Source organism: uncultured Pseudomonas sp., from assembly GCF_943846705.1.
Taxonomy (GTDB): Bacteria; Pseudomonadota; Gammaproteobacteria; order Pseudomonadales; family Pseudomonadaceae; genus Aquipseudomonas.
Window position 1 is genome coordinate 3,130,350 of the sequence record NZ_OX044366.1, and the last position, 23,217, is coordinate 3,153,566.

Here is a 23,217-nt window from a genome sequence, read left to right on the forward strand (position 1 = left end):
GGGGAGCGCATCGATGATTTTTGATTTCAACGTAATCTGGGACAGCCTGCCGTTGTACATGGGCGGTTTACTGGTCACCCTGAAAATTCTGCTGATTTCCCTGGCGTTCGGCCTGGCACTGGCCATTCCCCTGGGCTTAATGCGCGTGTCCAAGTCGGCATGGGTCAACTTCCCGGCCTGGCTGTACACCTATGTGATTCGCGGTACGCCGATGCTGGTGCAGCTGTTTCTCATCTATTACGGCCTGGCCCAGTTCGAGGCGGTACGTGAGAGCGTGCTCTGGCCGTATTTCTCCAGCGCCACCTTCTGTGCCTGCCTGGCGTTTGCCATCAACACCAGCGCCTACAGCGCCGAGATTCTCGCGGGCAGCCTGAAGGCCACGCCACATGGCGAGATCGAGGCGGCCAAGGCCATGGGGATGTCGCGCAGCAAGCTGTATCGGCGCATTCTGCTGCCTTCGGCCTTGCGCCGGGCACTGCCGCAATACAGCAACGAAGTGATCATGATGCTGCACACCACGTCGCTGGCCTCGATCGTTACCCTGATCGACATCACCGGCGCGGCACGCACCGTCAGCTCGCAGTATTACCTGCCGTTTGAAGCCTTTATTACCGCCGGCCTGTTCTACCTGTGCCTGACCTTTATCCTCGTGCGCTTGTTTAAGCACGCCGAGCGCCGCTGGCTGGCCTACCTCGCTCCGCGCAAGGCCTGAGGGTAAAGCTATGCAGCGTATCGATCATCCACTGCCCTGGGGTTGCCCCGGCACCGAGCGCCGGCTGAGCGTGTTTCGCTTTGGCAGCGGTCCGTGCAAGGCCTATATCCAGGCCTCCTTGCATGCCGATGAGCTGCCGGGAATGCGTGTGGCCGTTGAACTCAAGCGTCGCCTGCATGAGCTGGAAGCCCAGGGCCGTTTGACCGGGGTGATTGAACTGGTGCCCGTGGCCAACCCGATTGGCTTGGGGCAGATGTTCCAGGCTGCCCATCAGGGCCGTTTCGAGTTGGCCAGCGGCAAGAATTTCAACCGTGATTTCGTTGATCTGGCCGCCGCAATTACACCAGCGCTGCAAGGCCGGTTGGGCGATGACCAAGCGCGTAATGTGCAGCTGATTCGCAGCGCCATGCTGGCCGCGCTGGAGGCACTGCCTGCCGCCGGATCCGAGCTGCAAGGCCTGCAGCGCTTACTGCTCAAGCACGCCTGTGATGCCGATGTGGTGCTCGATTTGCACTGTGATTTTGATGCTGCCGTGCATCTGTACTTGCTGCCACAACAATGGCCGCAGCTGCGCTCACTGGCGGCGCGGCTGCAAGCGGGTGCGGCGCTGACGGTCGAGGATTCCGGTGGCAGCTCGTTCGATGAAGCCTGCGCCTTGCCCTGGGTTCAGCTGGCACGGCATTTCCCCCAGGCCGCTGTACCGCTGGCCTGCTTGGCGGCGACGGTGGAGCTGGGTGGTATGGCAGATACCGGCAAGCCTGAGGCCGAAGCCAGCGCCGAACGCATTCTGGGGTTTCTCGCTGAGCAGGGGCTGATTGCCGGTAACTGGCCGGCAGCACCTGCTGCAAGCTGCGAGGCCACGCCGTTTGCCGGTGCGCAATACGCCTATGCCCCGCACGCCGGAGTGGTGAGTTTTTTGCAGCCAGTGGGCGCAACGGTCAAGGCTGGCGATCCATTGTTTGAAGTGATCGATCCTCTGGACGATCGCCATACAACTGTCTGTGCGGTTACAGATGGTGTGCTTTATGCGCGCGAGCGGTTGCGTTTTGCCCAGCCCGGTTTGTGGTTGGCCAAGGTGGCCGGTTGTACCCCTATTCGCCAGGGTCGCTTGCTCAGCGACTGATTCAAGAGAGTGGAAACCATGTACAAACTTGAAGTTCAGGATCTGCACAAGCGCTACGGCAGCCATGAAGTGTTGAAGGGCGTGTCGCTGGCCGCTAAGGCCGGTGATGTGATCAGCATCATCGGCTCCAGTGGCTCGGGCAAGAGTACCTTCCTGCGTTGCATCAACCTGCTGGAGCAACCGCACAGCGGCAAGATTCTGCTCAATAATGAAGAACTGAAGCTGGTGGCCAACAAGGACGGTGCCCTCAAGGCCGCTGACCCCAAACAGCTGCAGCGCATGCGCTCGCGCCTGTCCATGGTGTTCCAGCATTTCAACCTGTGGTCGCACATGAGCGCCCTGGAAAACGTCATGGAAGCCCCGGTGCACGTGCTCGGCATGAGCAAGAAGGACGCCCTGGAAAAAGCCGAACACTACCTCAACAAGGTCGGTGTGGCGCATCGCAAAGATGCTTACCCCGCGCACATGAGTGGTGGTGAGCAGCAGCGTGTGGCCATCGCTCGCGCCCTGGCCATGGAGCCTGAGGTGATGCTGTTTGACGAGCCAACCTCGGCCCTCGACCCAGAGCTGGTCGGCGAGGTGCTCAAGGTGATGCAGGACCTGGCTCAGGAAGGCCGCACCATGGTGGTGGTTACTCACGAGATGGGCTTTGCCCGTGAAGTGTCCAACCAGTTGGTGTTCCTGCACAAAGGCGTGGTGGAAGAGCGTGGCTGCCCGCGCGAAGTCTTGGTCAACCCACAATCCGAGCGTTTGCAGCAGTTCCTCTCTGGCAGTCTCAAATAACCAGCGGCAACAACTGCAGTCATTCTAGCTATGCCTATTATTGCCAACAGAGCCTAAACTGCCCCCCATGAATGCCCACCGAATTGGCTTCCTGCTTTGGCCCTCCACTAAGCCGCTGACCCTGGCGTTGGCCGAAGAGGCCCTGCGCGTCGCCCAGCGTGTCCACCCCGAGGTGGTTTACGAGCTGGTTTTCTTGCAGGCCGAAGCACCGTCTGAAGAAGCCTGGCGACTGCCGGGAGAGTCGTGGGTGGGCAAGCTGGAGGGCTGTCAGAGGCTTTTCCTGCTGGCCGATGAACCACCCGGGCCCATGCCCGCCGCGCTTTCTGCTGCACTAAAGCACGTGGTACGTGGCGGTTGTGTGATCGGCGCGATTGCCGCTGGGGTCTACCCACTGGCGCAGTTGGGGCTGCTGGATGGTTATCGCGCGTCGGTGCACTGGCGCTGGCAGGATGATTTCAGCGAGCGCTTTCCCAAGGTCATTGCCACCAGCCACCTGTTCGACTGTGACCGTGATCGCCTGAGCGCCTGTGGCGGCCTGGCGGTGCTCGATCTGTTGCTGGCCTTGTTGACCCGCGATCACGGTGCCGAGCTGGCCGGTGCGGTGTCGGAAGAGCTGGTGGTCGAACGCATCCGCGAAGGCGGTGAACGTCAGCGTATTCCGCTGCAGAACCGTCTGGGCTCTAGCCATCCCAAGCTGACTCAAGCCGTATTGCTGATGGAAGCCAATATCGAAGAGCCGCTGACCACCGACGAAATCGCCCAGCACGTCTGTGTCTCGCGGCGTCAGCTGGAGCGCATTTTCAAGCAATACCTCAACCGTGTGCCCAGCCAGTACTACCTCGAGCTGCGGTTGAACAAGGCGCGTCAGTTGTTGATGCAAACCAGCAAGTCGATCATCCAGATTGGCTTGTCTTGCGGGTTTTCCTCCGGCCCGCATTTTTCCAGCGCCTACCGTAATTTCTTCGGTGCCACCCCGCGTGAAGATCGCAACCAGCGCCGCAGCAACAGCCCATTTGAACTGACGTCGAGCCCGGCCGAGCGCGGCTGATTTCAGGTTTAGGCAAAAAAGCCGCAGTTAACTGCGGCTTTTTTGTACCTGTCTTAAGGCCTTACGGCGTATCACTCTGCCGTGGAAATAGCGGATTACCACAGCGGTTGCAGAAGGCTGCACCGTGTTCGTGGGAGTCTTTCGCGCAGGTCGGGCAGGCGTGGCTGAGTTGCTCGCCGCCGCCACGCATGGCGTTGGCCAGCTCGGCGGTGAAGATGCCGGTGGGCACGGCGATGATTGAGTAGCCGGTAATCATCACCAACGTCGAGAGCGCCTGGCCCAGTGGCGTTTTCGGCACAATGTCGCCGAAGCCTACGGTGGTTAAGGTAACCACGGCCCAATAGATACCGGTGGGAATACTGGTAAACCCATTAACCGGGCCTTCGACGACGTACATCAGGGTGCCAAACACCGTGACCAGGGTGGCGATGCTGGCGAAGAAGACGATGATTTTCTGCCGACTGCCGCGCAGTGCAGTCAGGAGAAAATTAGCCTGTTTCAGGTAGGGGCTGAGCTTGAGTACACGGAATACCCGCAGCATGCGAATCACCCGGATGATCAGCAGGTACTGAGCATCGGGGTAAAACAACGCGAGGATCGCCGGAAGGATCGCCACCAGGTCGATCAGGCCGAAGAAACTGAACACATAGCGCAGCGGTTTCGGCGAGCAATACAGGCGCACCGCGTACTCCATGGCGAACAACGCCGTGAAGGCCCATTCAAATACAGTCAGGGTTTCCCCGTACTGGGTGTGGATGCTGTCGATGCTATCGACCATGACAACCACCAGGCTGGCCAGGATGGCCACCAGCAGGTAGCGATCAAAGCGCTGCCCGGCCGGCGTGTCAGTGAAGAAGATGATGCTGTACAGCTGCTGACGCAGGTTCTGCGGCGTTTCCATGGTGTTCTGGCTGCTCCGTTTGCATCGCTCTCAAATGAAGCGAACGACTGAGTGCGCAGCCTAGGGAGTTTTATCCTGACGATGCAAGCTTTTGCCTTTGCTCGGTGGCCGTGACGTGCAGTCGCCTGTGGCTTTGCGCAGCAGGCGTTGGCCCGCGCTCACCAGCCAGCAGGTGAGGATAAACGGCATGGTCAGGGCGGGCAGGCCTATGGCGCTGAAGCCAGGTTGCAGCAGCAGTGCGAGCACGATGCCGAGCGCCGGCACCCAGATCCGTCGATGCACCTGGCTAAGGGCAATAGCGGCGAGCACGGCGTTGTAGCCATACAGGCCAATCAGCGCGCTTTGCTGCTCAAACCCCTGGTAAAGCGCCAGGGCCAAGCCGCCGCCGGATCCCAGGACCGCCCAGCAGGCGGCGCGGCGATCAGCCAGCAGCAGGCCTAGCAGTAAACAGACGCCGGCCAGGGGTTGATCAAGAAAGATCACCTGGCTCAAGCCTCGCGCCATCGCCAGCACACTGGCCAGCCAGTCGAGCGGCAGGATTTGGCTTGCTGCTGGGTGGTGCAGTTGCAATTGCAGCACCGGGGCCAGCCACAACACCAACCAGCTTAGGGTGATAAAGGGCAAGGTGAAGGCTGGCAGCCATTGGCGCTCGCGCATACGCCGCATCCAGGGCTCCAGCATCAGGCTGGACAGCCCGGCGATGGCGATGATCAACAGCGGCAGTAATAGCGACCAGGTGAATTGCAGGCTGATCAGCAGGCCCAACAGAATACCGTTGTAGCCATACAGGCCCAGTTCGATGTCCGCCTTGGCATAGCCACGGCGCTGCGCCGTCAGCGTGCTACTGAGGCCACCCAGCAGCGCGCCACCGAGTAACTGCGGCGCACCGAAAGCGATGGCCAGAACTATCAGCAGGCCGCAGCCGGGGTGAGCCTGGAGGAAGACCTGACTGAAGCCATTGAGCAGGGTATGAACGCCTTGGCGGTAATGGCTTGGCGGCGTGAGTGGCGGCATGCAAACGAACCTAAAGAGAATGGCTGGACGCCACTTTAACGACGCAGCGCGCCGCTGCGAAGGTGCTCGCTAGCGCCGCCGGGCCATAAAAAGAGGCACCCACTGCGGGCGCAGTGGGTGCCTATAAACTGGCAAGCCAGTATGGGATAGCTGTGCTGGCAGGCCAGACAGGCCCTGCCAGTGACTCTTAGTGCAGAATTTCGATGCGCAGGCTGTTGGTGCTACCCGGTTGGCCGAACGGCTCGCCGGCGGTAATCACCACGGTGTCGCCGGTCTTGGCCAGGCCTGTGCTGCGGGCTATTTCAAGAGCCGTACGGGTAACGTCTTCAACCTTGCTCAGGCGTTCGTTAACCACTGAATACACGCCCCAGGCCACACTCAGGCGCCGTGCAGTGTTCAGGCTCGGCGTCAGGCTGAGGATCGGCACAGCCGGGCGCTCGCGTGAGGCGCGCAGGCTGGAGCTGCCCGACTCGGTGTAGTTGACCAGTGCCGCCACCGGCAGAATCGTGCTAATGCGCCGGATCGCGCAGCTGATGGCGTCGGATGAAGTGGCTTCGGCCACTGGGCGGCTAACGTCGAGCTGGGCCTGGAAGTCCGGGCCGCTTTCCACCTGGCGGATGATCTTGCTCATCATCTGCACGGCTTCTTGTGGGTAATCACCGGACGCGGTTTCTGCCGAGAGCATCACCGCATCGGCACCTTCGGCTACGGCGTTGGCCACGTCGGTGACTTCGGCGCGGGTTGGTGCCGGGGAGAAGCGCATGGATTCGAGCATCTGCGTAGCCACCACCACCGGGCGACCCAGTTGGCGGCAGGTGCGGATGATGTCTTTCTGGATGCGCGGTACATTTTCCGCCGGTACTTCCACACCCAAATCCCCACGGGCAACCATGATCGCGTCGCAGAGTTTGGCGATTTCTTCCAGGTGAACCACGGCCGAGGGTTTTTCGATCTTGGCCATCAGCAAGGCTTTGCCCTGAATCAGCTCACGGGCTTCGAGGATGTCTTCCGGGCGCTGGACAAACGACAGCGCCACCCAATCAACGCCCAGTTCCAGGCCGAAGGTCAGGTCGCGGCGGTCTTTCTCGGTCAACGGGCTGAGTTGCAGAACCGCCTCCGGCACGTTGACGCCTTTGCGGTCGGAGAGCTCACCGCCAGCGATGACGCGGGTGTCGACTGCATCATTGTGCTTGGCGGTGACTTCCAGGCGCAGGCGGCCATCGTCGAGCAGCAGGCTCATGCCCGGCTGCAGTGCTTCGATGATTTCCGGGTGCGGCAGGTTGACCCGCTCGTTGTTGCCTGGGGTCTTGTCCAGATCCAGGCGCAGGCTTTGCCCGCGCTCGAGGATGACCTTGCCCTCGGCAAATTTGCCGACGCGCAGCTTCGGCCCTTGCAGGTCCATCAGAATGCCGATCGGGGTGTTCAGCTGTTTTTCGACCTCACGCACCCAGTTGTAGCGCTCGGCGTGATCGGCGTGTTCCCCGTGGCTGAAATTCAGACGGAACAGGTTGGCACCGTTTTCCACCAATTGACGGATATCGTCGATGGTTTTAATCGCAGGGCCAAGGGTGGCGAGGATTTTGACTTTTTTATCGGCGTTCATTGGGCAGAACCTTCGAGAATGAGAATGGCGCGGAAATCGTTGACGTTGGTTCGCGTCGGCCCGGTGATGATCAGTTGCTCAAGGGCGGCGAAATAGCCATAGCCGTTATTGTTGTCCAGCTCATCGCTGCTGCTCAGCCCCAGTGCGGCGGCGCGCGCATGGCTGTCGGGGGTCATGATGGCGCCGGCGTTGTCTTCCGAGCCGTCGATGCCGTCGGTGTCACCCGCCAGGGCGTAAACCCCTGGTAAGCCCTTGAGGCTGTCGGTGAGGCTGAGGAGAAACTCGGCATTGCGCCCGCCACGGCCTGTGCCGCGCACGGTCACGGTGGTTTCGCCGCCGGAGAGAATCACGCACGGCGCTTGGATCGGCTGGCCATGCAACACCACTTGCTTGGCGATGCCCGCATGCACCTTGGCGACCTCGCGCGATTCGCCCTCCAGATCACCGAGAATCAGCACCGGCAAGCCGGCGGCACGCGCGGCAGCTGCCGCTGCATCAAGGGATTGTTGTGGGCGGGCGATCAGTTGGAAGTGGCTGCGCGCCAGGCACGGATCGCCGGGTTTGACCGTTTCCGAGGCGGGGCTCTGCAGCCAGCTGCGCACGTTAGTGGGGATCTCGATGTTATAGCGGGCGAGAATCGCCAGTGCCTCGGTCGAGGTGGTGGGGTCGGCCACGGTCGGGCCAGAGGCAATCACCGTGGCCTCATCGCCGGGCACGTCGGAAATCGCATAGGTGTACACGCTGGCTGGCCAGCTGGCCTTGGCCAAGCGCCCGCCCTTGATGGCCGAGAGGTGTTTGCGCACGCAGTTCATCTCGCCAATGCTGGCGCCGGATTTAAGCAGGGCTTTGTTGATCGCTTGCTTGTCGGTCAGTGAGATGCCGGCAGCGGGCAGGGCGAGCAGGGATGAGCCGCCGCCGGAGAGCAGGAAGATTACCCGGTCACTTTCACTGAGGTTACTGACTAACTCTAAAACACGACGGGCCACACGTTCGCCGGCGTCATCGGGCACCGGGTGAGCGGCTTCCACCACTTCGATTTTCTCGCAGTTGGCGCCGTGCTCGTAGCGGGTTACCACTAAGCCTGAAACCTCACCGTGCCACTCCTGCTCAATCACCTCGGCCATGGCCGCGGCGGCCTTGCCAGCACCGATAACAATCACGCGGCCACTGCGGTCGGCGGGGAGGTAATCAGCCAGAACCTGGCGCGGATGGGCGGCGTCGATGGCGCTGGCGAACAAGTCGCGCAGCAGGCGTTGCGGATCGATGGGCATGGCAATATCTCTTGGGCTGGATCAACTTCAATTCTAGTGCGCAGGGTCTTCTAACAAGACGCTCTGCACTAGAATCGACCCACCCGGCAAACAGGCCGTGACACCGTTTACCAGGCAGATCGAAAGGGTCATGCAGGGCGCGTGGAGTGCAGTGATACCGATCATTCCGGTCGCTGTCGACCATTTGATAGATATCGCCGGTCCAACCCATCCTGCAGTGTTGGTTACTCGCCGCGGATATTGAAGTTGGCCATGTGCTCCAGGCCCTTGATCAGCGCCGAGTGGTCCCAATTGCTGCCGCCGATGGCCGCGCAGGTGCTGAACACTTGCTGAGCATTGGCGGTGTTGGGCAGATTAATACCCAGCTCGCGGGCACCGGCCAGGGCCAGGTTGAGGTCTTTCTGGTGCAGATTGATACGGAAGCCCGGATCAAAGGTGCCTTTGATCATGCGCTCGCCGTGCACTTCAAGAATCTTCGAGCCGGCGAAGCCACCCATCAGAGCTTCACGCACCTTGGCTGGATCGGCGCCGTTTTTGGCGGCGAACAGCAGCGCTTCCGCGACGGCCTGAATGTTCAGGGCGACGATGATCTGGTTGGCCACCTTGGCGGTCTGACCGTCACCACTGCCACCGACGTGGGTGATGTTCTTGCCCATGGCCTGGAACAGCGGCAGCGCACGTTCGAAGGCCTTCGGGCAGCCGCCGACCATGATCGACAAGGTGGCAGCTTTAGCGCCCACTTCGCCACCGGAAACCGGCGCGTCGAGGTAGGCCGCGCCGGTGGCTTTGATTTTTTCGGCGAAGACCTTGGTAGCGGTCGGCGAGATCGAACTCATATCGATCACCACTTTGCCGGCCGCAGTGCCTTCAGCCACACCGTTCTTGCTGAACAGCACGTCTTCAACGTGCGGGGTATCCGGCACCATGACGATAATAAATTCGGCTTCCTGCGCCACTTCACGCGGGTTGGCCAGGGCGATGGCACCAGCCGCTACCAGGTCGGCCGGAGCCGTTTCGTGGTGCTCGGAGAGAATGATGCTGTGACCTGCCTTGAGCAGGTTTTGCGCCATGGGCTTACCCATGATGCCGGTGCCGATAAATCCGATTTTAGCCATGAGATGTGCTCCTGGTGTGGTGATGTCTGGTATACGCCGAGCCACCGTAGAATGGGTTGAGCCTGCGATACCCATCACTGGGCGGCGGGCCTGTATCGATGGGTATCGCTGCGCTCAACCCATCCTACGAACTCAGATTGCGTTATGTGCTTTCATCCAGCCAAGGCCGGCAGCAGTGGTGGTGGCGGGTTTGTATTCACAGCCGATCCAGCCCTGATAACCAATGCGGTCCAGGTGGGCGAAGAGAAAGCGATAGTTGATTTCGCCAGTGCCCGGCTCGTTACGCCCCGGGTTATCCGCCAACTGCACATGGTTGATCACGGCCAGGTTGGCCTCGACGGTACGCGCCAGGTCACCTTCCATGATTTGCATGTGATAGATGTCGTATTGCAGGAACAGGTTGCTACTGGCGACCTTGTCGCGAATGGCCAGGGCCTGCGCGGTGGTGTTCAGGTAGAAGCCGGGGATGTCGCGGGTGTTGATCATCTCCATGACCAGCTTGATGCCGGCGGCTTGCAGCTTTTCGGCAGCAAACTTGAGGTTATCAACGAAGGTCTTCTCAACTGTGGCGCAGTCGTAGCCTTGCGGGCGAATGCCGGCCAGGCAGTTGATCTGGCTGTTGCCCAGCACCTTGGCGTAGGCGATGGCCTGATCGACACCGGCACGGAACTCTTCAACGCGCTCGGGGTGGCAGGCGATACCGCGCTCGCCCTTGGCCCAATCACCAGCGGGCAGGTTGAACAGCACCTGGGTCAGGCCATTGGTATCCAGGCGGGCTTTGATCACCTCAGCCGGAACATCGTAGGGGAACAGGTACTCAACACCGGTAAAACCCGCGGCGGCGGCGGCGTCGAAGCGCTCAAGAAAGTCCACTTCGGTGAACAACATGGACAGGTTGGCGGCAAAACGGGGCATGGTGTGCTCCTTTCAAATGCGTAGGGTGGATGTCGTGCAGCACATCCTCCAGAGGCCGTGGAAAACGCTTCGCGGTTTTCCACGGGGTGGCCATCCACCCTCCGGTTGCATCAATCCAGCAGCGAGATCGCTGTTGGGGCATCGACGCCGCGTTCGGCGAGGTCTTCGAACTCGTTGATGGCGTTAATTTCTACACCCATGGAGATGTTGGTGACGCGCTCCAAGATGATTTCCACCATGACCGGGACGCGGAACTCTTCCATCAGCGCCTTGGCCTTGGCCAGAGCCGCTTGAATGTCGTTTGGCTCGAACACCCGTACGGCCTTGCAACCCAGGCCTTCAACCACAGCAACGTGGTCGACGCCGTAGCCGTTGAGTTCAGGCGCGTTGATGTTCTCGAACGCCAACTGCACGCAGTAGTCCATTTCGAAGCCGCGCTGCGACTGACGGATCAGCCCCAGGTAGGAGTTGTTCACCACCACGTGGATGTACGGCAAGTTGAACTGCGCGCCCACGGCCATCTCTTCGATCATGAACTGGAAGTCATAGTCGCCGGACAGCGCCACGACTTTACGGGTTGGGTCAGCCTTGACCACACCCAGCGCCGCCGGAATGGTCCAGCCCAGCGGGCCGGCCTGACCGCAGTTGATCCAGTGGCGCGGCTTGTAGACGTGCAGGAACTGCGCCCCGGCAATTTGCGACAGGCCGATGGTGCTGACGTAGCAGGTGTCCTTGCCGAAGAACTCGTTCATCTCTTCGTACACTCGCTGCGGCTTGACCGGCACGTTGTCGAAGTGAGTCTTGCGCTGCAGGGTGCGCTTGCGTTGCTGGCAGGACTCGACCCAAGCGCTGCGGTCTTTCAGCTTACCGGCGGCTTGCCACTCCTTGGCCACGGCGATAAAGGCATCCAGCGCCGCGCCGGCATCGGAAACAATGCCCAGGTCCGGGTTGAATACGCGGCCGATTTGCGTCGGCTCGATGTCCACGTGGATAAATTTCCGGCCTTCGGTGTACACATCGACGCTGCCGGTGTGACGGTTGGCCCAGCGGTTACCGATACCGAATACCAGGTCGGATTCCAACAGGGTGGCGTTGCCGTAGCGGTGCGAGGTTTGCAAACCCACCATGCCGACCATCAGCTTGTGGTCGTCGGGGATTGCGCCCCAGCCCATCAGGGTTGGGATAACCGGCACGCCGGTCAGTTCAGCGAACTCGACCAGTTTGTCTGCGGCGTCAGCGTTGAAAATACCGCCACCGGCGACCAGCAATGGGCGCTCGGCGTCGTTCAGCATGGCCAAAGCTTTCTCAGCCTGTACGCGGTTGGCGGCAGGTTTGGCCAATGGCAGTGGCTCGTAAGCGTCGATGTCGAATTCGATTTCGGCCATCTGCACGTCGAACGGCAGGTCGATCAGTACCGGGCCTGGGCGGCCGCTGCGCATTTCATAAAAGGCCTTCTGGAAGGCGCGTGGCACTTGGCCAGGTTCCATGACGGTGGTTGCCCACTTGGTCACCGGCTTGACGATGCTGGTGATGTCGACGGCCTGGAAGTCCTCCTTGTGCATACGGGCACGTGGTGCTTGACCAGTGATGCACAGAATTGGGATGGAGTCGGCGCTGGCCGAGTACAGACCGGTGACCATGTCGGTGCCAGCCGGGCCGGAGGTGCCGATGCACACACCGATGTTGCCGGCGTTGGTGCGGGTGTAACCCTCGGCCATGTGTGAGGCGCCTTCAACGTGGCGAGCCAGGACGTGGTCGATACCGCCGACTTTTTTCAGTGCTGCGTACAGGGGGTTGATGGCGGCGCCAGGGATGCCGAACGCCGTGTTAACACCTTCGCGGCGCATTACCAGTACGGCGGCTTCGATTGCTCTCATTTTGGCCATTATCTTGTGCCTCAGTTCTTATTGAATTGTATACAAAGCAGCTGGTGCAGATTCTATTCATGCACTGACCTGGTGGTCAATAAGTTTTGCTGAGATGTTTTTCTGCCGAGAAAAGCAATTGAAACGCTTGTTTTAGCTAGGGAGGTCTGTTGTTTTTAAAAATTAGAAGCTTTCTGTGTATACAAATAAATTGATACTTGTATTCAGTTGTTGATTTTTCTGTTTCTGCTTGGATAGTGGTGATGAGCTTTTGATTGCCCGGCCACGCTCAGTTGTTCACCAGGCGGCGCTGTGTTGGGTGTGCGCAAGATTTATCAGCATCGAGGAATAGCCAATATGAGTACGTTGAATCTGCAGGTCGCGACCGCTATCACTGAGCAGGCATTGGCAGTCGCCCGCGAAATATCAGCCGCACCCTTGACCGTGGCCGTGCTGGACGCAGGGGGGCACTTGATCAGCTTGCAGCGCGAGGACGGTGCCAGCCTACTGCGCCCGCAAATCGCCATCGGCAAGGCGTGGGGGGCGTTGGCGCTGGGCAAGGGCTCGCGGCTGATCGCGGCAGATGCCCAACAACGCCCGGCGTTTATCGGCGCAGTGAACAACCTGGCTGACGGTCAGTTGGTGCCGGCACCGGGTGGGGTGTTGATTCGTGATGAGCGTGGGGGGGTGATCGGTGCGGTGGGCATCACTGGCGATACCTCAGATATCGATGAGCAGTGCGCGATCAACGCGGTGGAATCGGTCGGTCTAAAGGCGGATGCCGGTAACGCCGCCTGATGTTGTGTGCAGGGCGCTGATCTGCTGGGAGGGAGTCGTGATGGTATTGCTAAGCACTTGCCGCTAACACGCGGTTTACTGAGGCTCAGATAACCGAGTCGGCCTAAAAAAGCTGAATGCGTGCTAGGCATTCAGCTTTTTTCTGGCGTTTAACCCAGGTGAGGCTTAGGCGATTGTGACCTGCTCGGATGGGCTGACGTGACATTCATCGACCTCGCAACCCTTGATCACCAGGCGAATGATGGTCTGCGCCGCGGCTTCATAATCGGCTTCATCCAGGTTGGCTTTGCCGGTGACGGTGGAGATCTGCCAGTCGAAATCGGCGTAGGTCTGGGTCGCGGCCCAGATACTGAACAGCAGATGGTGCGGGTCGACCTTGGCCATTAGGCCCTGGTCGATCCAGCCTTGGATGCAGGCGATATTGTGTTTGGCTTGAGTATTCAGCTGCTCCGCCTGATCGGCGGATAGGTGCGGCGCACCGTGCATGATCTCGCTGGCGAACACCTTGGAGGCGGAGGGCAGTTCGCGGGAGATGCGGATTTTCGAGCGGATATAGGCGCGCAGTACGTCGGCAGGTTTACCCGGCTGGTTGAAGGGGGTCGAGGCTTCCAGCAGCGGTTCGATAATGCTTTCCAGCACTTCGCGGTAGAGATTTTCTTTTGACTTGAAGTAGTAGTAAACGTTGGGCTTGGGCACCCCTGCCTTAGCGGCGATATCGCTGGTTTTGCTGGCGGCAAAACCTTTGTCGGCGAACTCCTCACTGGCTGCGCGTAAAATCAGCGCGGTGTTACGTTCGCGGATACTGGTCATAAGCCTCGTTGCTTCTTTGAATCGCCCGGCGGTGGGCAGCGGCGGGCATGGTAGCATCGGCTTTGCGCGGCGCTCAAGGCAGTGAGCGGGGCTTTCCTAGAACCGCCTGACTTGTGGGTCAGGTTGTTGTGTACAAGATTTGGCTTTTCTGTTTTTATCTCTTTATGTGTATTCATGAGCAAAAAGTCTCGGCTCATTTGGGCTCTGACAGGCCGTTAAAAATGTTGGCGAGGCCGCCAAGGCAAAAGCAGGCGATTAACGAAGCGCGGCGCAGTAACAGCCAGCGGCTGGCCCATAGGGTAAGCGCAGCGAATCAAGCGGAGTTTAGGTGTTGTAAATCAGTATTACTCGTTTCACTCGCCCTTCGGGCCGCGCTGAAGCGCGTTAGCCGCAGCGGCTTGTTGAACGTGTTTTAACGCCGCATTGGCAACGCAGGTAGTTTTCAAGGGCCTGTTAGGAGACCTGCAGTGAGCAATCAACTGGTTGACCCCTTCGGTCGGCGTATTACCTATTTAAGGCTGTCGGTTACCGATCGCTGCGACTTCCGCTGCACCTACTGCATGAGTGAGGACATGGTCTTCGCTCCGCGCGCGCAGATCCTCAGCCTTGAAGAGCTGTATAACGTGGCCGATGCGTTTATTGGTCTGGGGGTTAAGCGCATTCGCATCACCGGTGGTGAGCCGCTGGTGCGCAAAAATCTAATCAGCCTGCTTACCCGCCTGGGCCAGCGCCCGGAGCTGGAAGACCTGGCCATCACCAGCAATGGCTCGCAGCTGAGCGAATTGGCCCTGCAGCTGCAGGCCGCAGGGGTCAAGCGCCTGAATATCAGCCTGGACTCGTTACAGCGTGAGCGTTTTAGCGCCTTTACCCGGCGCGACAAGCTCGATCAGGTGCTGGCGGGTATCGACGCGGCCCGCGCTGCCGGCTTTAGCAAAATCAAGCTCAATACCGTGGTGCAGAAAGGCCGTAATGACGATGAGGTGCTCGATCTTGTCGAGTTCGCTATGGCTCGTGGTTTGGACATCAGTTTTATCGAGGAAATGCCCCTAGGCAGTATTACCAGCCACCAGCGCGAGCAGACATTTTGTTCCAGTGACGAGGTGCGCGAGCGCATTGAGCAGCGCTACGCCCTGGTGCGCAGCAGCAAACTGACCGGCGGGCCGTCGCGCTATTGGCAGGTGGTCGGCAGCGACACTCAGATCGGTTTTATTTCCCCGCACAGTCACAACTTCTGTGGCGACTGCAATCGCGTGCGCGTGACCGCGGAAGGCAAGTTGGTGCTTTGTCTGGGTCATGAAAATGCCCTGGATCTTAAACGCCTGATGCGCGCCCACCCTGGTGACAGTGAGCGCCTGCGCAATGCTTTGCTGCAGGCCCTGCAGCTTAAGCCCGAGCGTCATCACTTCGAGACTGATGCACAGGTCCAGGTGGTGCGCTTTATGAGCATGACTGGCGGCTAGTACCGAGCTGCCTTCCCTCCGCTTTGAGCGGTTCCAGTGGTTTCAATCTCACGACTAAACAGGAGGTTTGCTGTGAAGCTTTTGCACGTCTGCAGTGTGTTCGCGATGGTCTGTTCTGGCGCGGTTAGTGCTGAAAACTATGTGATCGGTGTAGAGAAGCTGGCCTTTGCTCCGCACTACAGTGTCGATGCGCAAGGCCAGTACCGGGGATTTGCGCGTGAGTTGTTTGACCTGTTCGGGCAAAAAAACGGCATCGAATTGAGTTACAAGGTTTTACCCGTTGAACAGTTGTTGCCAGCCCTGCTCAGTGCTCAGGTGGACTTCAAATACCCCGACAGCGAAGCTTGGTCGCAAGCGCGGAAGGCCGGCCACAGCCTGATCTATAGCCAGGGGGTGGTTAATTATGTCGATGGTGTATTGGTTACGCCGCAGCGCCATGGTCAGCCCGTTGAGCAGCTCAAGCGGCTAGCCATGGTCAATGGCTGGACGCCGTGGGGCTATCAGGAACGCATCGATGCTGGGCAGATCGAATTGACCTACAGCGATGACTTACGCCAGATGATCCGTCAGGCGCTGAAGAAGGACACCGATGGCGCTTACTTCAATGTGGCGGTGGCCACTCACTACCTGGATAACATTCGTGCGCGTCCCGGGGCGTTGGTATTCGACCCCAAGCTGCCGTACAACCGCGGCAGTTTTAAACTCTCAAGCGTCAAGCATGCTGAGGTAATCCAGCGTTTCGATCGGTTTCTGCTTGAGTATCAGGCCGAGATAGCGGCGCTCAAAAGCCAGTACAAAGTCGAGGCGAATCTAGATGCCGAACGTATGGGTGTGGAGCAGTGGAAGTTGGACTTTCTGGCGCGTAAAAAGCTCAAGGATGCTCAGGCGCACTAAAGCGCCAGGCTGATAAAAAAGGGCTGTCTACAGGGTCTAAGCGAATAAAACCCCGATGCCTGTTGGTTATCGGGGTTTTATTGTTTGCGGCAGTGCAGAGGTGCAAGGCTCAGCGGGCGCTTAGTGCCGGTACGCGTGCACTAGTCTGCGGCTTAGCGGTATTCACACAGGTAGGCAGTATCCATCGCGACCTTGAGTTGGAATTTGCTGTTGGCCGGTACGGTGAAGTGGCTGCCGCTGGTGAAGGTCTCCCAGTTTTCGCTGTCGGGCAGTTTTACGCTCAGGGCGCCAGCGACCACGTGCATAATTTCCAGCTGGTTCGTGCCGAACTCGTATTCGCCTGCAGCCATCACACCAATGGTAGCCGGGCCTTCAGCCATGCCGAAGGCGATGGATTTGACGGTGCCATCGAAGTACTCATTGACCTTGAACATATGCAATTCCTCGAAAGGGGATTAAAAGGCTGACTGCTTTATATGGCAGGCCATAAGAAAGGCCTGCAAGTATGCACAAGGGTTTTTTCCTCGTCATCTGCTTTGCGCAGGCAAAACCAGCGGCAGCAGGCGAGCGGTATTGCGCGCATCCGTGAGGGCGCGGTGTTGCTGCCCCTGAAACTGCAAGCCCGCCAGGCTTAGCGCCTGCTTTAGGCTGGTTGGGGCAGGCAGTTGGCGGGCTTCGGCGAAGCGTTTCTTCATATTTAGGTGGGGGATTTGCTTCAGGTAGCTGTGCAGTCCGTGGGTGAGCCATTGCTGTTCAAGCTGACGGCGGTCGTAGTCGCCCCAGCTGGCCCAGCCCACCAGTTGAGGCTGCTGGGTCAATAGCCAGCGTTCGAATTGCGGCCATACCGCGCTTAACGGTGCGGCGAGATCCACATCAGCTTGGTTGATGTGGGTGAGTTGGCGGCAGAAGCGGGTCAGCTGTGGGCGTCGAGTGGGGCGGACAAGGCGCTGAAAATAATCGATCTCATGGCCGTCAGCGTCGACTAGGCTCGCGCCGATTTCGATAATTTCCATCTCTGTAACCGGCCAGCCCCCTTCTGCGGTGGTGGCTTCCAGGTCGATTACCAGCCAGCGTTGCATACGTTCTCCTTGGTGAGTCGCGAGCATGCCGTTTTAGGGGGGGTAAAGCCTGCTTTAGAGCGCGCCCATACAGTTTTGCCCTATGGCTGTACTGGTACTTGCCTTGTGTGGCGGGCATGCTTGCAATCAGGTTCGGCTCTGCGTGGGTCGCGGTGGCGCAGTAAATCAGGGTCGCACGGTTGTTTGCCGGCAGGTTTTAACGAGATTGAGGGAGTGGATATGGCAAAGCTAGCGTTTATCGGGTTGGGTGTGATGGGGTATCCGATGGCGGGGCATCTGGCGCGCGCCGGGCATCAGGTGTGTGTGTACAACCGTACTGCCGCGAAGGCGGCGCAATGGGTTGCCGAGTACACTGGTAGCCATGCGCCGACACCGCGTGAGGCGGCTGCAGGTGCCGAGTTTGTGATGGTCTGCGTCGGCAATGACGATGATCTACGCGGTGTTGTGCTGGGCGAGCAGGGCGCTTTTGCCGGCATGCAGCCCGGCGCGGTATTGGTTGATCACACGACCGCATCGGCGCAGGTTGCGCGTGAGTTGGCCGAACAGGCGGCTGTGTTGCAGTTGGGCTTTCTCGATGCGCCGGTATCCGGCGGTCAAGCCGGTGCACAGAACGCTGCGCTAACCATCATGGTCGGTGGTGAGGCGGCAATCTACGCCAAGGCCGAGCCAGTGATTCAGGCTTATGCGCGCATGGCTCGCTTGATGGGCGAGGCCGGCAGTGGTCAGTTGACCAAAATGGTTAACCAAATCTGCATCGCGGGGCTGGTTCAGGGGTTGTCCGAAGCGCTGCATTTCGCCGAGTGTGCAGGGCTTGATGCGCAAGGGGCGATGGAGGTGATCAGCAAGGGCGCGGCGCAGTCCTGGCAGCTGGAAAATCGTCATAAAACCATGCTGGCCGGTGAGTTTGAGCATGGCTTTGCCGTGGACTGGATGCGTAAGGATCTATCAATTCTGTTGACCGAGGCCCGTAGTAATGGCGCTCAGCTGCCGGTTACGGCGTTGGTGGATCAGTTTTATGCTGACGTACAGGCGATGGGCGGCGGCCGTTGGGACACCTCAAGCCTGTTGGCTCGCCTGCAGGGTCGCAAGCCGAGTTGAGGGGGTCTAAAGCAGACCGTCTCTCAGTCTTGATGCTGGGCGTTTGTCCTGAGTGGTTAGCTGATAGGGCTATGGCGCGGTTTGTTAATGTTTCCTTTTCGTCTGAATCTTTAGGCGCTGAAATACAGAAAACAGTTAAGGCGGCGTAAACTCTGCGGCCTTATCTGTTTTGTTGGTTTCGAGGTTTGCCATTGATGAATTGCCGAGCTGGCTGTGGTGCCTGCTGCATTGCCCCTTCGATCAGCTCTCCGATTCCTGGTATGCCTGATGGCAAGCCGGCAGGTGTGCGCTGCGTGCAGTTGGATGCAGATAATCACTGTTTAATCTTCGGTCAGCCTGAGCGGCCGGCGGTGTGTTCGGCGTTTCAGGCTGCCGAGTATGTCTGCGGCAGTACTACGGCGCAGGCCATGCAGTTGCTGGGCTGGCTGGAACAGAGTACTGCGATTGCGGTCTGAGGCTATGGCCTAGGGGCTCAGGGCTGCTGGGTGATTTACCTGGGTTACGATAAGGTCGGATATCCAGATGCAAAAAAGGCTGCCCGAGGGCAGCCTTTTTTATTGCGGTGCAACCTGAGTTATTTGCTCAGATCGCGCTGCGCATAGCCGGTGTACAGCTGGCGCGGACGGCCAATCTTGTACGGGCTGGAGAGCATTTCTTTCCAGTGCGAGATCCAGCCGACGGTGCGCGCCAGGGCGAAGATCACGGTGAACATGCTGGTCGGAATGCCGATCGCTTTGAGGATGATACCCGAGTAGAAGTCCACGTTTGGATACAGCGAGCGCTCGATGAAGTAAGGGTCGGTCAGGGCGATTTCTTCCAGACGCATCGCCAGTTCCAGTTGTGGATCATTCTTGATGCCCAGCTCTTTCAGTACTTCGTCGCAGGTCTGCTTCATCACCGTGGCGCGCGGGTCACGGTTTTTGTACACGCGATGCCCGAAGCCCATCAACTTGAACGGATCGTCCTTGTCTTTGGCTTTGGCGATGAACGCGTCGATGTTGGAAACATCGCCGATTTCATCGAGCATGCTCAGTACCGCTTCGTTGGCACCGCCATGTGCCGGGCCCCAGAGGGCGGCGATACCAGCAGCGATACAGGCAAACGGATTGGCGCCCGAAGAACCTGCCAGACGTACGGTCGAGGTCGAAGCGTTCTGCTCATGGTCGGCATGCAGGATAAAGATCTTATCCATTGCCTTGGCCAGTACCGGGTTGATCGGTTTGATCTCGCACGGGGTGTTGAACATCATGTGCAGGAAGTTTTCCGCGTAGTTCAGGTCGTTACGCGGATACATCATCGGCTGACCCATGGAGTACTTATAAGTCATGGCGGCGATGGTCGGCATCTTGGCGATCAGGCGCATGGCCGAAACTTCGCGGTGATGCGGGTTCTTGATGTCTAGGGAGTCATGATAGAAGGCCGACAGAGCACCGACGACGCCACACATGATGGCCATCGGGTGAGCGTCGCGGCGGAAGCCGTTATAAAAGGTCTTCAGCTGCTCATGCACCATGGTGTGGTTCTTGATGGTGCTGACGAAGTTGGCTTTTTCTTCTGCGTTCGGCAGTTCGCCGTTCAGTAGCAGGTAGCAGGTCTCCAGATAATCGGATTGTTCTGCCAGCTGTTCAATTGGGTAGCCGCGGTGTAGCAGGATGCCCTGATCGCCATCAATATAAGTGATCTTCGACTCGCACGAGGCGGTGGACATAAAGCCAGGGTCGAAGGTGAAACGGCCCGTGGCTGTTAGGCCGCGTACATCAATTACATCGGGACCAACGGTGCCGGTTAAAATAGGCAGCTCGACGGGGGCAGCGCCCTCGATGATCAACTGCGCTTTTTTGTCAGCCATGTTTGGCCTCCTAGTTATGCTTGAAATCATCTGACTGCCCCCCACGCAGGGCGTGCACCACTATAGTGAGATAAATTTGAATGTCAATTTGCGAGAAGCCAGGCGGCAGAAGGGTTTGCGGCTGGTTAGGGGGTTGAAAAAGGGGTTCTTTACGTCATTTATTGATGCTGTGCAATGCGCTTTTAGGTAGGGGGCTTTGCGTTGTCATTAGTAACCTAACTGTCTATACTCTGCGCCCAACTACCAAGGGCTGTACGCCCGTATTTGGTGGTTGTCACTCCTTGGGTGATGGGTACCTGACCAGTGCACTTCCCGACAACTTTGCCCTGATAGTTAGGGGCTCTCAGTGTGATAAAAAAGCCGTGAATAGCCAAAGACCTGTAAACCTAGACCTTAGGACTATCAAACTCCCAATCACTGCTTACACGTCCATTCTTCACCGTATTTCCGGTGTCATCCTCTTTGTTGGTATTGCCATTCTGTTGTATGGCCTCGACAAGTCGCTGGCGTCCGAAGAGGGCTTTGCCCAGGTGCAGGAATGTTTGACCAGCCCGCTGGCCAAGTTCGTGATTTGGGGTCTGTTGTCCGCTCTGCTGTACCACCTGGTGGCCGGTATACGCCACTTGATCATGGACATGGGCATCGGTGAGACGCTGGAAGGCGGCAAGCTGGGTTCGAAAATCGTTCTCGTCGTGTCGACGATCGTGATCGTGCTGCTGGGGGTGTGGATATGGTAACTAACGTCACTAGCTTTGCCCGTTCGGGTCTTGCTGATTGGATGGTTCAGCGGGTTTCTGCGGTCATTCTTGCTGCTTACACGCTGTTCTTGCTGGGCTATGTATTGCTCAATCCCGGTATGGGCTACGCCGAATGGCAGGGTCTGTTCTCCAATAATGCTATGCGCATTTTCAGTCTGCTGGCACTGGTGGGGCTCTGCGCTCACGCCTGGGTCGGCATGTGGACGATTTCCACTGATTACTTGACGCCAATGGCGCTGGGTAAGTCGGCGACTGCCGTGCGTTTTCTGTTCCAGGCCGCGTATGGCATTGCCATTTTCGTGTTTCTCGTCTGGGGCGTGCAGATTTTTTGGGGTAACTGATCCATGACAAGCATTCGCACTCTTTCATATGACGCCATCATTGTTGGTGGCGGCGGCGCGGGTATGCGCGCTGCGTTGCAGTTGGCTCAGGGTGGTCACAAGACTGCAGTAGTCACCAAGGTTTTCCCGACGCGTTCGCACACTGTGTCTGCACAGGGCGGCATTACCTGCGCTATCGCCTCCGCTGATCCGAACGACGATTGGCGGTGGCACATGTATGACACCGTTAAGGGCTCCGACTATATCGGTGACCAAGACGCGATCGAGTACATGTGTTCCGTAGGCCCTGAAGCCGTATTCGAACTTGAGCACATGGGCTTGCCGTTTTCCCGTACCGAGCAGGGTCGCATTTATCAGCGTCCATTCGGCGGTCAGTCCAAGGGGCCGGATAACCCGACCCAGGCAGCGCGTACCTGCGCGGCAGCTGACCGTACCGGTCACGCTCTGCTGCACACCCTTTATCAGGCCAACTTGAAAGCCGGTACTTCGTTCCTCAACGAGTGGTACGCGGTTGACTTGGTGAAGAACCAGGATGGCGCTGTAGTCGGCACCATTGCCATCTGCATCGAAACTGGCGAAACCGTCTACATCCGCTCCAAGGCTGTGGTTCTGGCTACCGGTGGTGCTGGTCGTATTTATGCCTCGACTACTAACGCCCTGATCAATACCGGTGATGGTATTGGTATGGCCCTGCGTGCCGGCGTGCCGGTGCAGGACATCGAGATGTGGCAGTTCCACCCAACCGGTATTGCCGGCGCGGGCGTACTGGTCACCGAAGGTTGCCGTGGTGAAGGTGGTTACCTGATCAACGCCCATGGCGAGCGTTTCATGGAGCGTTATGCACCGAACGCCAAAGACCTTGCAGGTCGTGACGTAGTTGCTCGCTCGATGGTTAAAGAAGTACTCGCCGGCAACGGTTGTGGTCCTGACAAGGACCACGTACTGCTCAAGCTTGATCACCTTGGTGAAGAGGTGCTGCACAGCCGTCTGCCAGGCATTTGCGAACTGTCCAAGACCTTCGCTCACGTCGACCCGGTTGTTGCTCCAGTGCCAGTGATTCCGACCTGCCACTACATGATGGGCGGCGTGCCGACCAATATTCATGGTCAGGCCATCACTCAGGATGCCAACGGCAACGACAAGATCATCGACGGTCTGTTCGCTGTAGGCGAAGTGGCCTGCGTATCCGTGCACGGTGCCAACCGTCTGGGCGGTAACTCGCTGCTCGATCTGGTGGTGTTCGGCCGTGCCGCGGGTATCCACTTGGAAAAAGCGCTGAAAGAAGGCGTGGAAGTCCGTGGTGCCAGCGAAACCGATATCGAACTGTCGCTCAAGCGTCTGGCGGGTGTGAACGAGCGCACCACCGGTGAAGATGTCGCGCCGCTGCGCAAAGAGCTGCAACAGTGCATGCAGAACTACTTCGGTGTGTTCCGCACCGGTGAGTACATGCAGAAGGGCATCACCCAACTGGCCGACCTGCGTGAGCGGATCGCGACTGTCAAAATCGCGGACAAGAGCCAGGCATTCAACACTGCGCGTATCGAAGCATTGGAACTGCAAAACCTTCTCGAAGTGGCTGAAGCCACTGCTGTGGCAGCCGAGGTTCGTAAGGAATCCCGTGGTGCTCACGCTCGTGAAGACTTTGAAGAGCGTGACGACGAAAACTGGCTGTGCCACTCCCTGTACTTCCCGGGTGAGAAGCGCGTCAGCAAGCGTGCGGTCAACTTCTCGCCGAAGACAGTTCCCTCGTTTGAACCCAAGATTCGTACTTACTAAGGGT

Annotated in this window: 23 protein-coding genes; 12 read left to right on the forward strand and 11 right to left on the reverse strand. The window is 58.8% G+C overall.

Annotated features, from left to right (window positions below; genetic code table 11):
- Nucleotides 1-13: 13 nt before the first annotated feature.
- The 4 genes from Q0V31_RS14755 to argR all read left to right on the forward strand — a co-directional run bounded on the left by Q0V31_RS14755 (nucleotide 14) and on the right by argR (nucleotide 3,666).
- Nucleotides 14-712: an ABC transporter permease gene (locus tag Q0V31_RS14755; protein WP_298188671.1), complete on the forward strand. Its 699-nt coding sequence runs from the start codon at nucleotides 14-16 to the stop codon at nucleotides 710-712.
- A gap of 10 nt (nucleotides 713-722) precedes the next feature.
- Nucleotides 723-1,835, forward strand: coding sequence for a succinylglutamate desuccinylase/aspartoacylase family protein (locus Q0V31_RS14760; protein ID WP_298188673.1), 1,113 nt, complete (start codon nucleotides 723-725; stop codon nucleotides 1,833-1,835).
- An 18-nt stretch (nucleotides 1,836-1,853) separates the two neighbouring features.
- A complete protein-coding gene (locus Q0V31_RS14765; protein ID WP_298188674.1) occupies nucleotides 1,854-2,618 on the forward strand; it encodes an ABC transporter ATP-binding protein in 765 nt (254 codons plus the stop codon).
- A 67-nt stretch (nucleotides 2,619-2,685) separates the two neighbouring features.
- A complete protein-coding gene (argR, locus tag Q0V31_RS14770) occupies nucleotides 2,686-3,666 on the forward strand; it encodes a transcriptional regulator ArgR (protein WP_298188677.1) in 981 nt (326 codons plus the stop codon).
- Between the two features lie 61 nt (nucleotides 3,667-3,727).
- Here argR and Q0V31_RS14775 read toward each other — a convergent pair whose 3' ends face one another.
- The 7 genes from Q0V31_RS14775 to gcl form a co-directional block, all read right to left on the reverse strand.
- Nucleotides 3,728-4,567, reverse strand: a complete 840-nt coding sequence (locus Q0V31_RS14775; RefSeq protein ID WP_298188679.1) for an ion transporter — start codon at nucleotides 4,565-4,567, stop codon at nucleotides 3,728-3,730.
- Nucleotides 4,568-4,627: 60 nt separating this feature from the next.
- Nucleotides 4,628-5,581 (reverse strand): urea transporter, encoded by a 954-nt coding sequence (locus tag Q0V31_RS14780; protein ID WP_298188681.1) that lies wholly within the window; start codon nucleotides 5,579-5,581, stop codon nucleotides 4,628-4,630.
- 187 nt (nucleotides 5,582-5,768) lie between these two features.
- Complete coding sequence (gene pyk, locus Q0V31_RS14785; protein WP_298188683.1) at nucleotides 5,769-7,184, reverse strand: pyruvate kinase; 1,416 nt, start codon at nucleotides 7,182-7,184, stop codon at nucleotides 5,769-5,771.
- Entirely contained in the window at nucleotides 7,181-8,455 is a 1,275-nt protein-coding gene (locus tag Q0V31_RS14790) for a glycerate kinase (RefSeq protein ID WP_298188685.1), read from the reverse strand. Before Q0V31_RS14790 ends, pyk begins: the two co-directional genes overlap by 4 nt.
- A gap of 224 nt (nucleotides 8,456-8,679) precedes the next feature.
- Nucleotides 8,680-9,570, reverse strand: coding sequence for a 2-hydroxy-3-oxopropionate reductase (locus Q0V31_RS14795; protein ID WP_298188686.1), 891 nt, complete (start codon nucleotides 9,568-9,570; stop codon nucleotides 8,680-8,682).
- Between the two features lie 132 nt (nucleotides 9,571-9,702).
- Nucleotides 9,703-10,485, reverse strand: a complete 783-nt coding sequence (hyi, locus tag Q0V31_RS14800; RefSeq protein WP_298188687.1) for a hydroxypyruvate isomerase — start codon at nucleotides 10,483-10,485, stop codon at nucleotides 9,703-9,705.
- Between the two features lie 110 nt (nucleotides 10,486-10,595).
- A complete protein-coding gene (gene gcl, locus Q0V31_RS14805) occupies nucleotides 10,596-12,371 on the reverse strand; it encodes a glyoxylate carboligase (protein WP_298188689.1) in 1,776 nt (591 codons plus the stop codon).
- A gap of 336 nt (nucleotides 12,372-12,707) precedes the next feature.
- On the opposite strand from gcl, the gene Q0V31_RS14810 reads away from it, so the two are divergent.
- Nucleotides 12,708-13,148 carry a heme-binding protein gene (locus tag Q0V31_RS14810; protein ID WP_298188691.1) on the forward strand — a complete coding sequence of 147 codons (441 nt, stop codon included), beginning with the start codon at nucleotides 12,708-12,710 and terminating at the stop codon, nucleotides 13,146-13,148.
- 165 nt (nucleotides 13,149-13,313) lie between these two features.
- Here the strand turns inward: Q0V31_RS14810 and Q0V31_RS14815 are convergent, their stop codons facing one another.
- Nucleotides 13,314-13,958 carry a TetR/AcrR family transcriptional regulator gene (locus Q0V31_RS14815; RefSeq protein ID WP_298188693.1) on the reverse strand — a complete coding sequence of 215 codons (645 nt, stop codon included), beginning with the start codon at nucleotides 13,956-13,958 and terminating at the stop codon, nucleotides 13,314-13,316.
- 467 nt (nucleotides 13,959-14,425) lie between these two features.
- Between Q0V31_RS14815 and moaA the strand changes: the two genes are divergently transcribed.
- Complete coding sequence (gene moaA, locus Q0V31_RS14820; RefSeq protein WP_298188695.1) at nucleotides 14,426-15,418, forward strand: GTP 3',8-cyclase MoaA; 993 nt, start codon at nucleotides 14,426-14,428, stop codon at nucleotides 15,416-15,418.
- A gap of 105 nt (nucleotides 15,419-15,523) precedes the next feature.
- The gene (locus Q0V31_RS14825; protein ID WP_298191087.1) at nucleotides 15,524-16,312 is read left to right on the forward strand and encodes a transporter substrate-binding domain-containing protein; all 789 of its coding nucleotides are present in this window, start codon (nucleotides 15,524-15,526) and stop codon (nucleotides 16,310-16,312) included.
- A gap of 152 nt (nucleotides 16,313-16,464) precedes the next feature.
- Here Q0V31_RS14825 and Q0V31_RS14830 read toward each other — a convergent pair whose 3' ends face one another.
- Together Q0V31_RS14830 and Q0V31_RS14835 are read right to left on the reverse strand one after the other, a co-directional pair.
- Nucleotides 16,465-16,746 (reverse strand): pyrimidine/purine nucleoside phosphorylase, encoded by a 282-nt coding sequence (locus tag Q0V31_RS14830; protein WP_298188697.1) that lies wholly within the window; start codon nucleotides 16,744-16,746, stop codon nucleotides 16,465-16,467.
- 93 nt (nucleotides 16,747-16,839) lie between these two features.
- Nucleotides 16,840-17,391, reverse strand: a complete 552-nt coding sequence (locus Q0V31_RS14835; protein ID WP_298188699.1) for an exonuclease domain-containing protein — start codon at nucleotides 17,389-17,391, stop codon at nucleotides 16,840-16,842.
- Between the two features lie 219 nt (nucleotides 17,392-17,610).
- On the opposite strand from Q0V31_RS14835, the gene Q0V31_RS14840 reads away from it, so the two are divergent.
- Both Q0V31_RS14840 and Q0V31_RS14845 read left to right on the forward strand, forming a co-directional pair.
- Nucleotides 17,611-18,489, forward strand: a complete 879-nt coding sequence (locus Q0V31_RS14840; RefSeq protein WP_298188701.1) for an NAD(P)-dependent oxidoreductase — start codon at nucleotides 17,611-17,613, stop codon at nucleotides 18,487-18,489.
- Nucleotides 18,490-18,683: 194 nt separating this feature from the next.
- Nucleotides 18,684-18,944 (forward strand): YkgJ family cysteine cluster protein, encoded by a 261-nt coding sequence (locus tag Q0V31_RS14845; protein ID WP_298188703.1) that lies wholly within the window; start codon nucleotides 18,684-18,686, stop codon nucleotides 18,942-18,944.
- A gap of 119 nt (nucleotides 18,945-19,063) precedes the next feature.
- Here Q0V31_RS14845 and gltA read toward each other — a convergent pair whose 3' ends face one another.
- Entirely contained in the window at nucleotides 19,064-20,338 is a 1,275-nt protein-coding gene (gltA, locus tag Q0V31_RS14850) for a citrate synthase (protein WP_298188706.1), read from the reverse strand.
- Nucleotides 20,339-20,700: 362 nt separating this feature from the next.
- On the opposite strand from gltA, the gene sdhC reads away from it, so the two are divergent.
- From sdhC to sdhA, 3 genes are read left to right on the forward strand one after another with little or no spacing between them, the layout of a single operon-like run.
- Nucleotides 20,701-21,075: a succinate dehydrogenase, cytochrome b556 subunit gene (gene sdhC, locus Q0V31_RS14855; RefSeq protein ID WP_298188708.1), complete on the forward strand. Its 375-nt coding sequence runs from the start codon at nucleotides 20,701-20,703 to the stop codon at nucleotides 21,073-21,075.
- Nucleotides 21,069-21,437 (forward strand): succinate dehydrogenase, hydrophobic membrane anchor protein, encoded by a 369-nt coding sequence (sdhD, locus tag Q0V31_RS14860; RefSeq protein WP_298188710.1) that lies wholly within the window; start codon nucleotides 21,069-21,071, stop codon nucleotides 21,435-21,437. The genes sdhC and sdhD overlap by 7 nt, the downstream gene beginning before the upstream one ends.
- Before the next feature lie 3 nt (nucleotides 21,438-21,440).
- On the forward strand, nucleotides 21,441-23,213 hold the full coding sequence (gene sdhA, locus Q0V31_RS14865; protein ID WP_298188712.1) for a succinate dehydrogenase flavoprotein subunit: 1,773 nt from the start codon (nucleotides 21,441-21,443) through the stop codon (nucleotides 23,211-23,213).
- The last annotated feature ends 4 nt before the right edge of the window (nucleotides 23,214-23,217 follow it).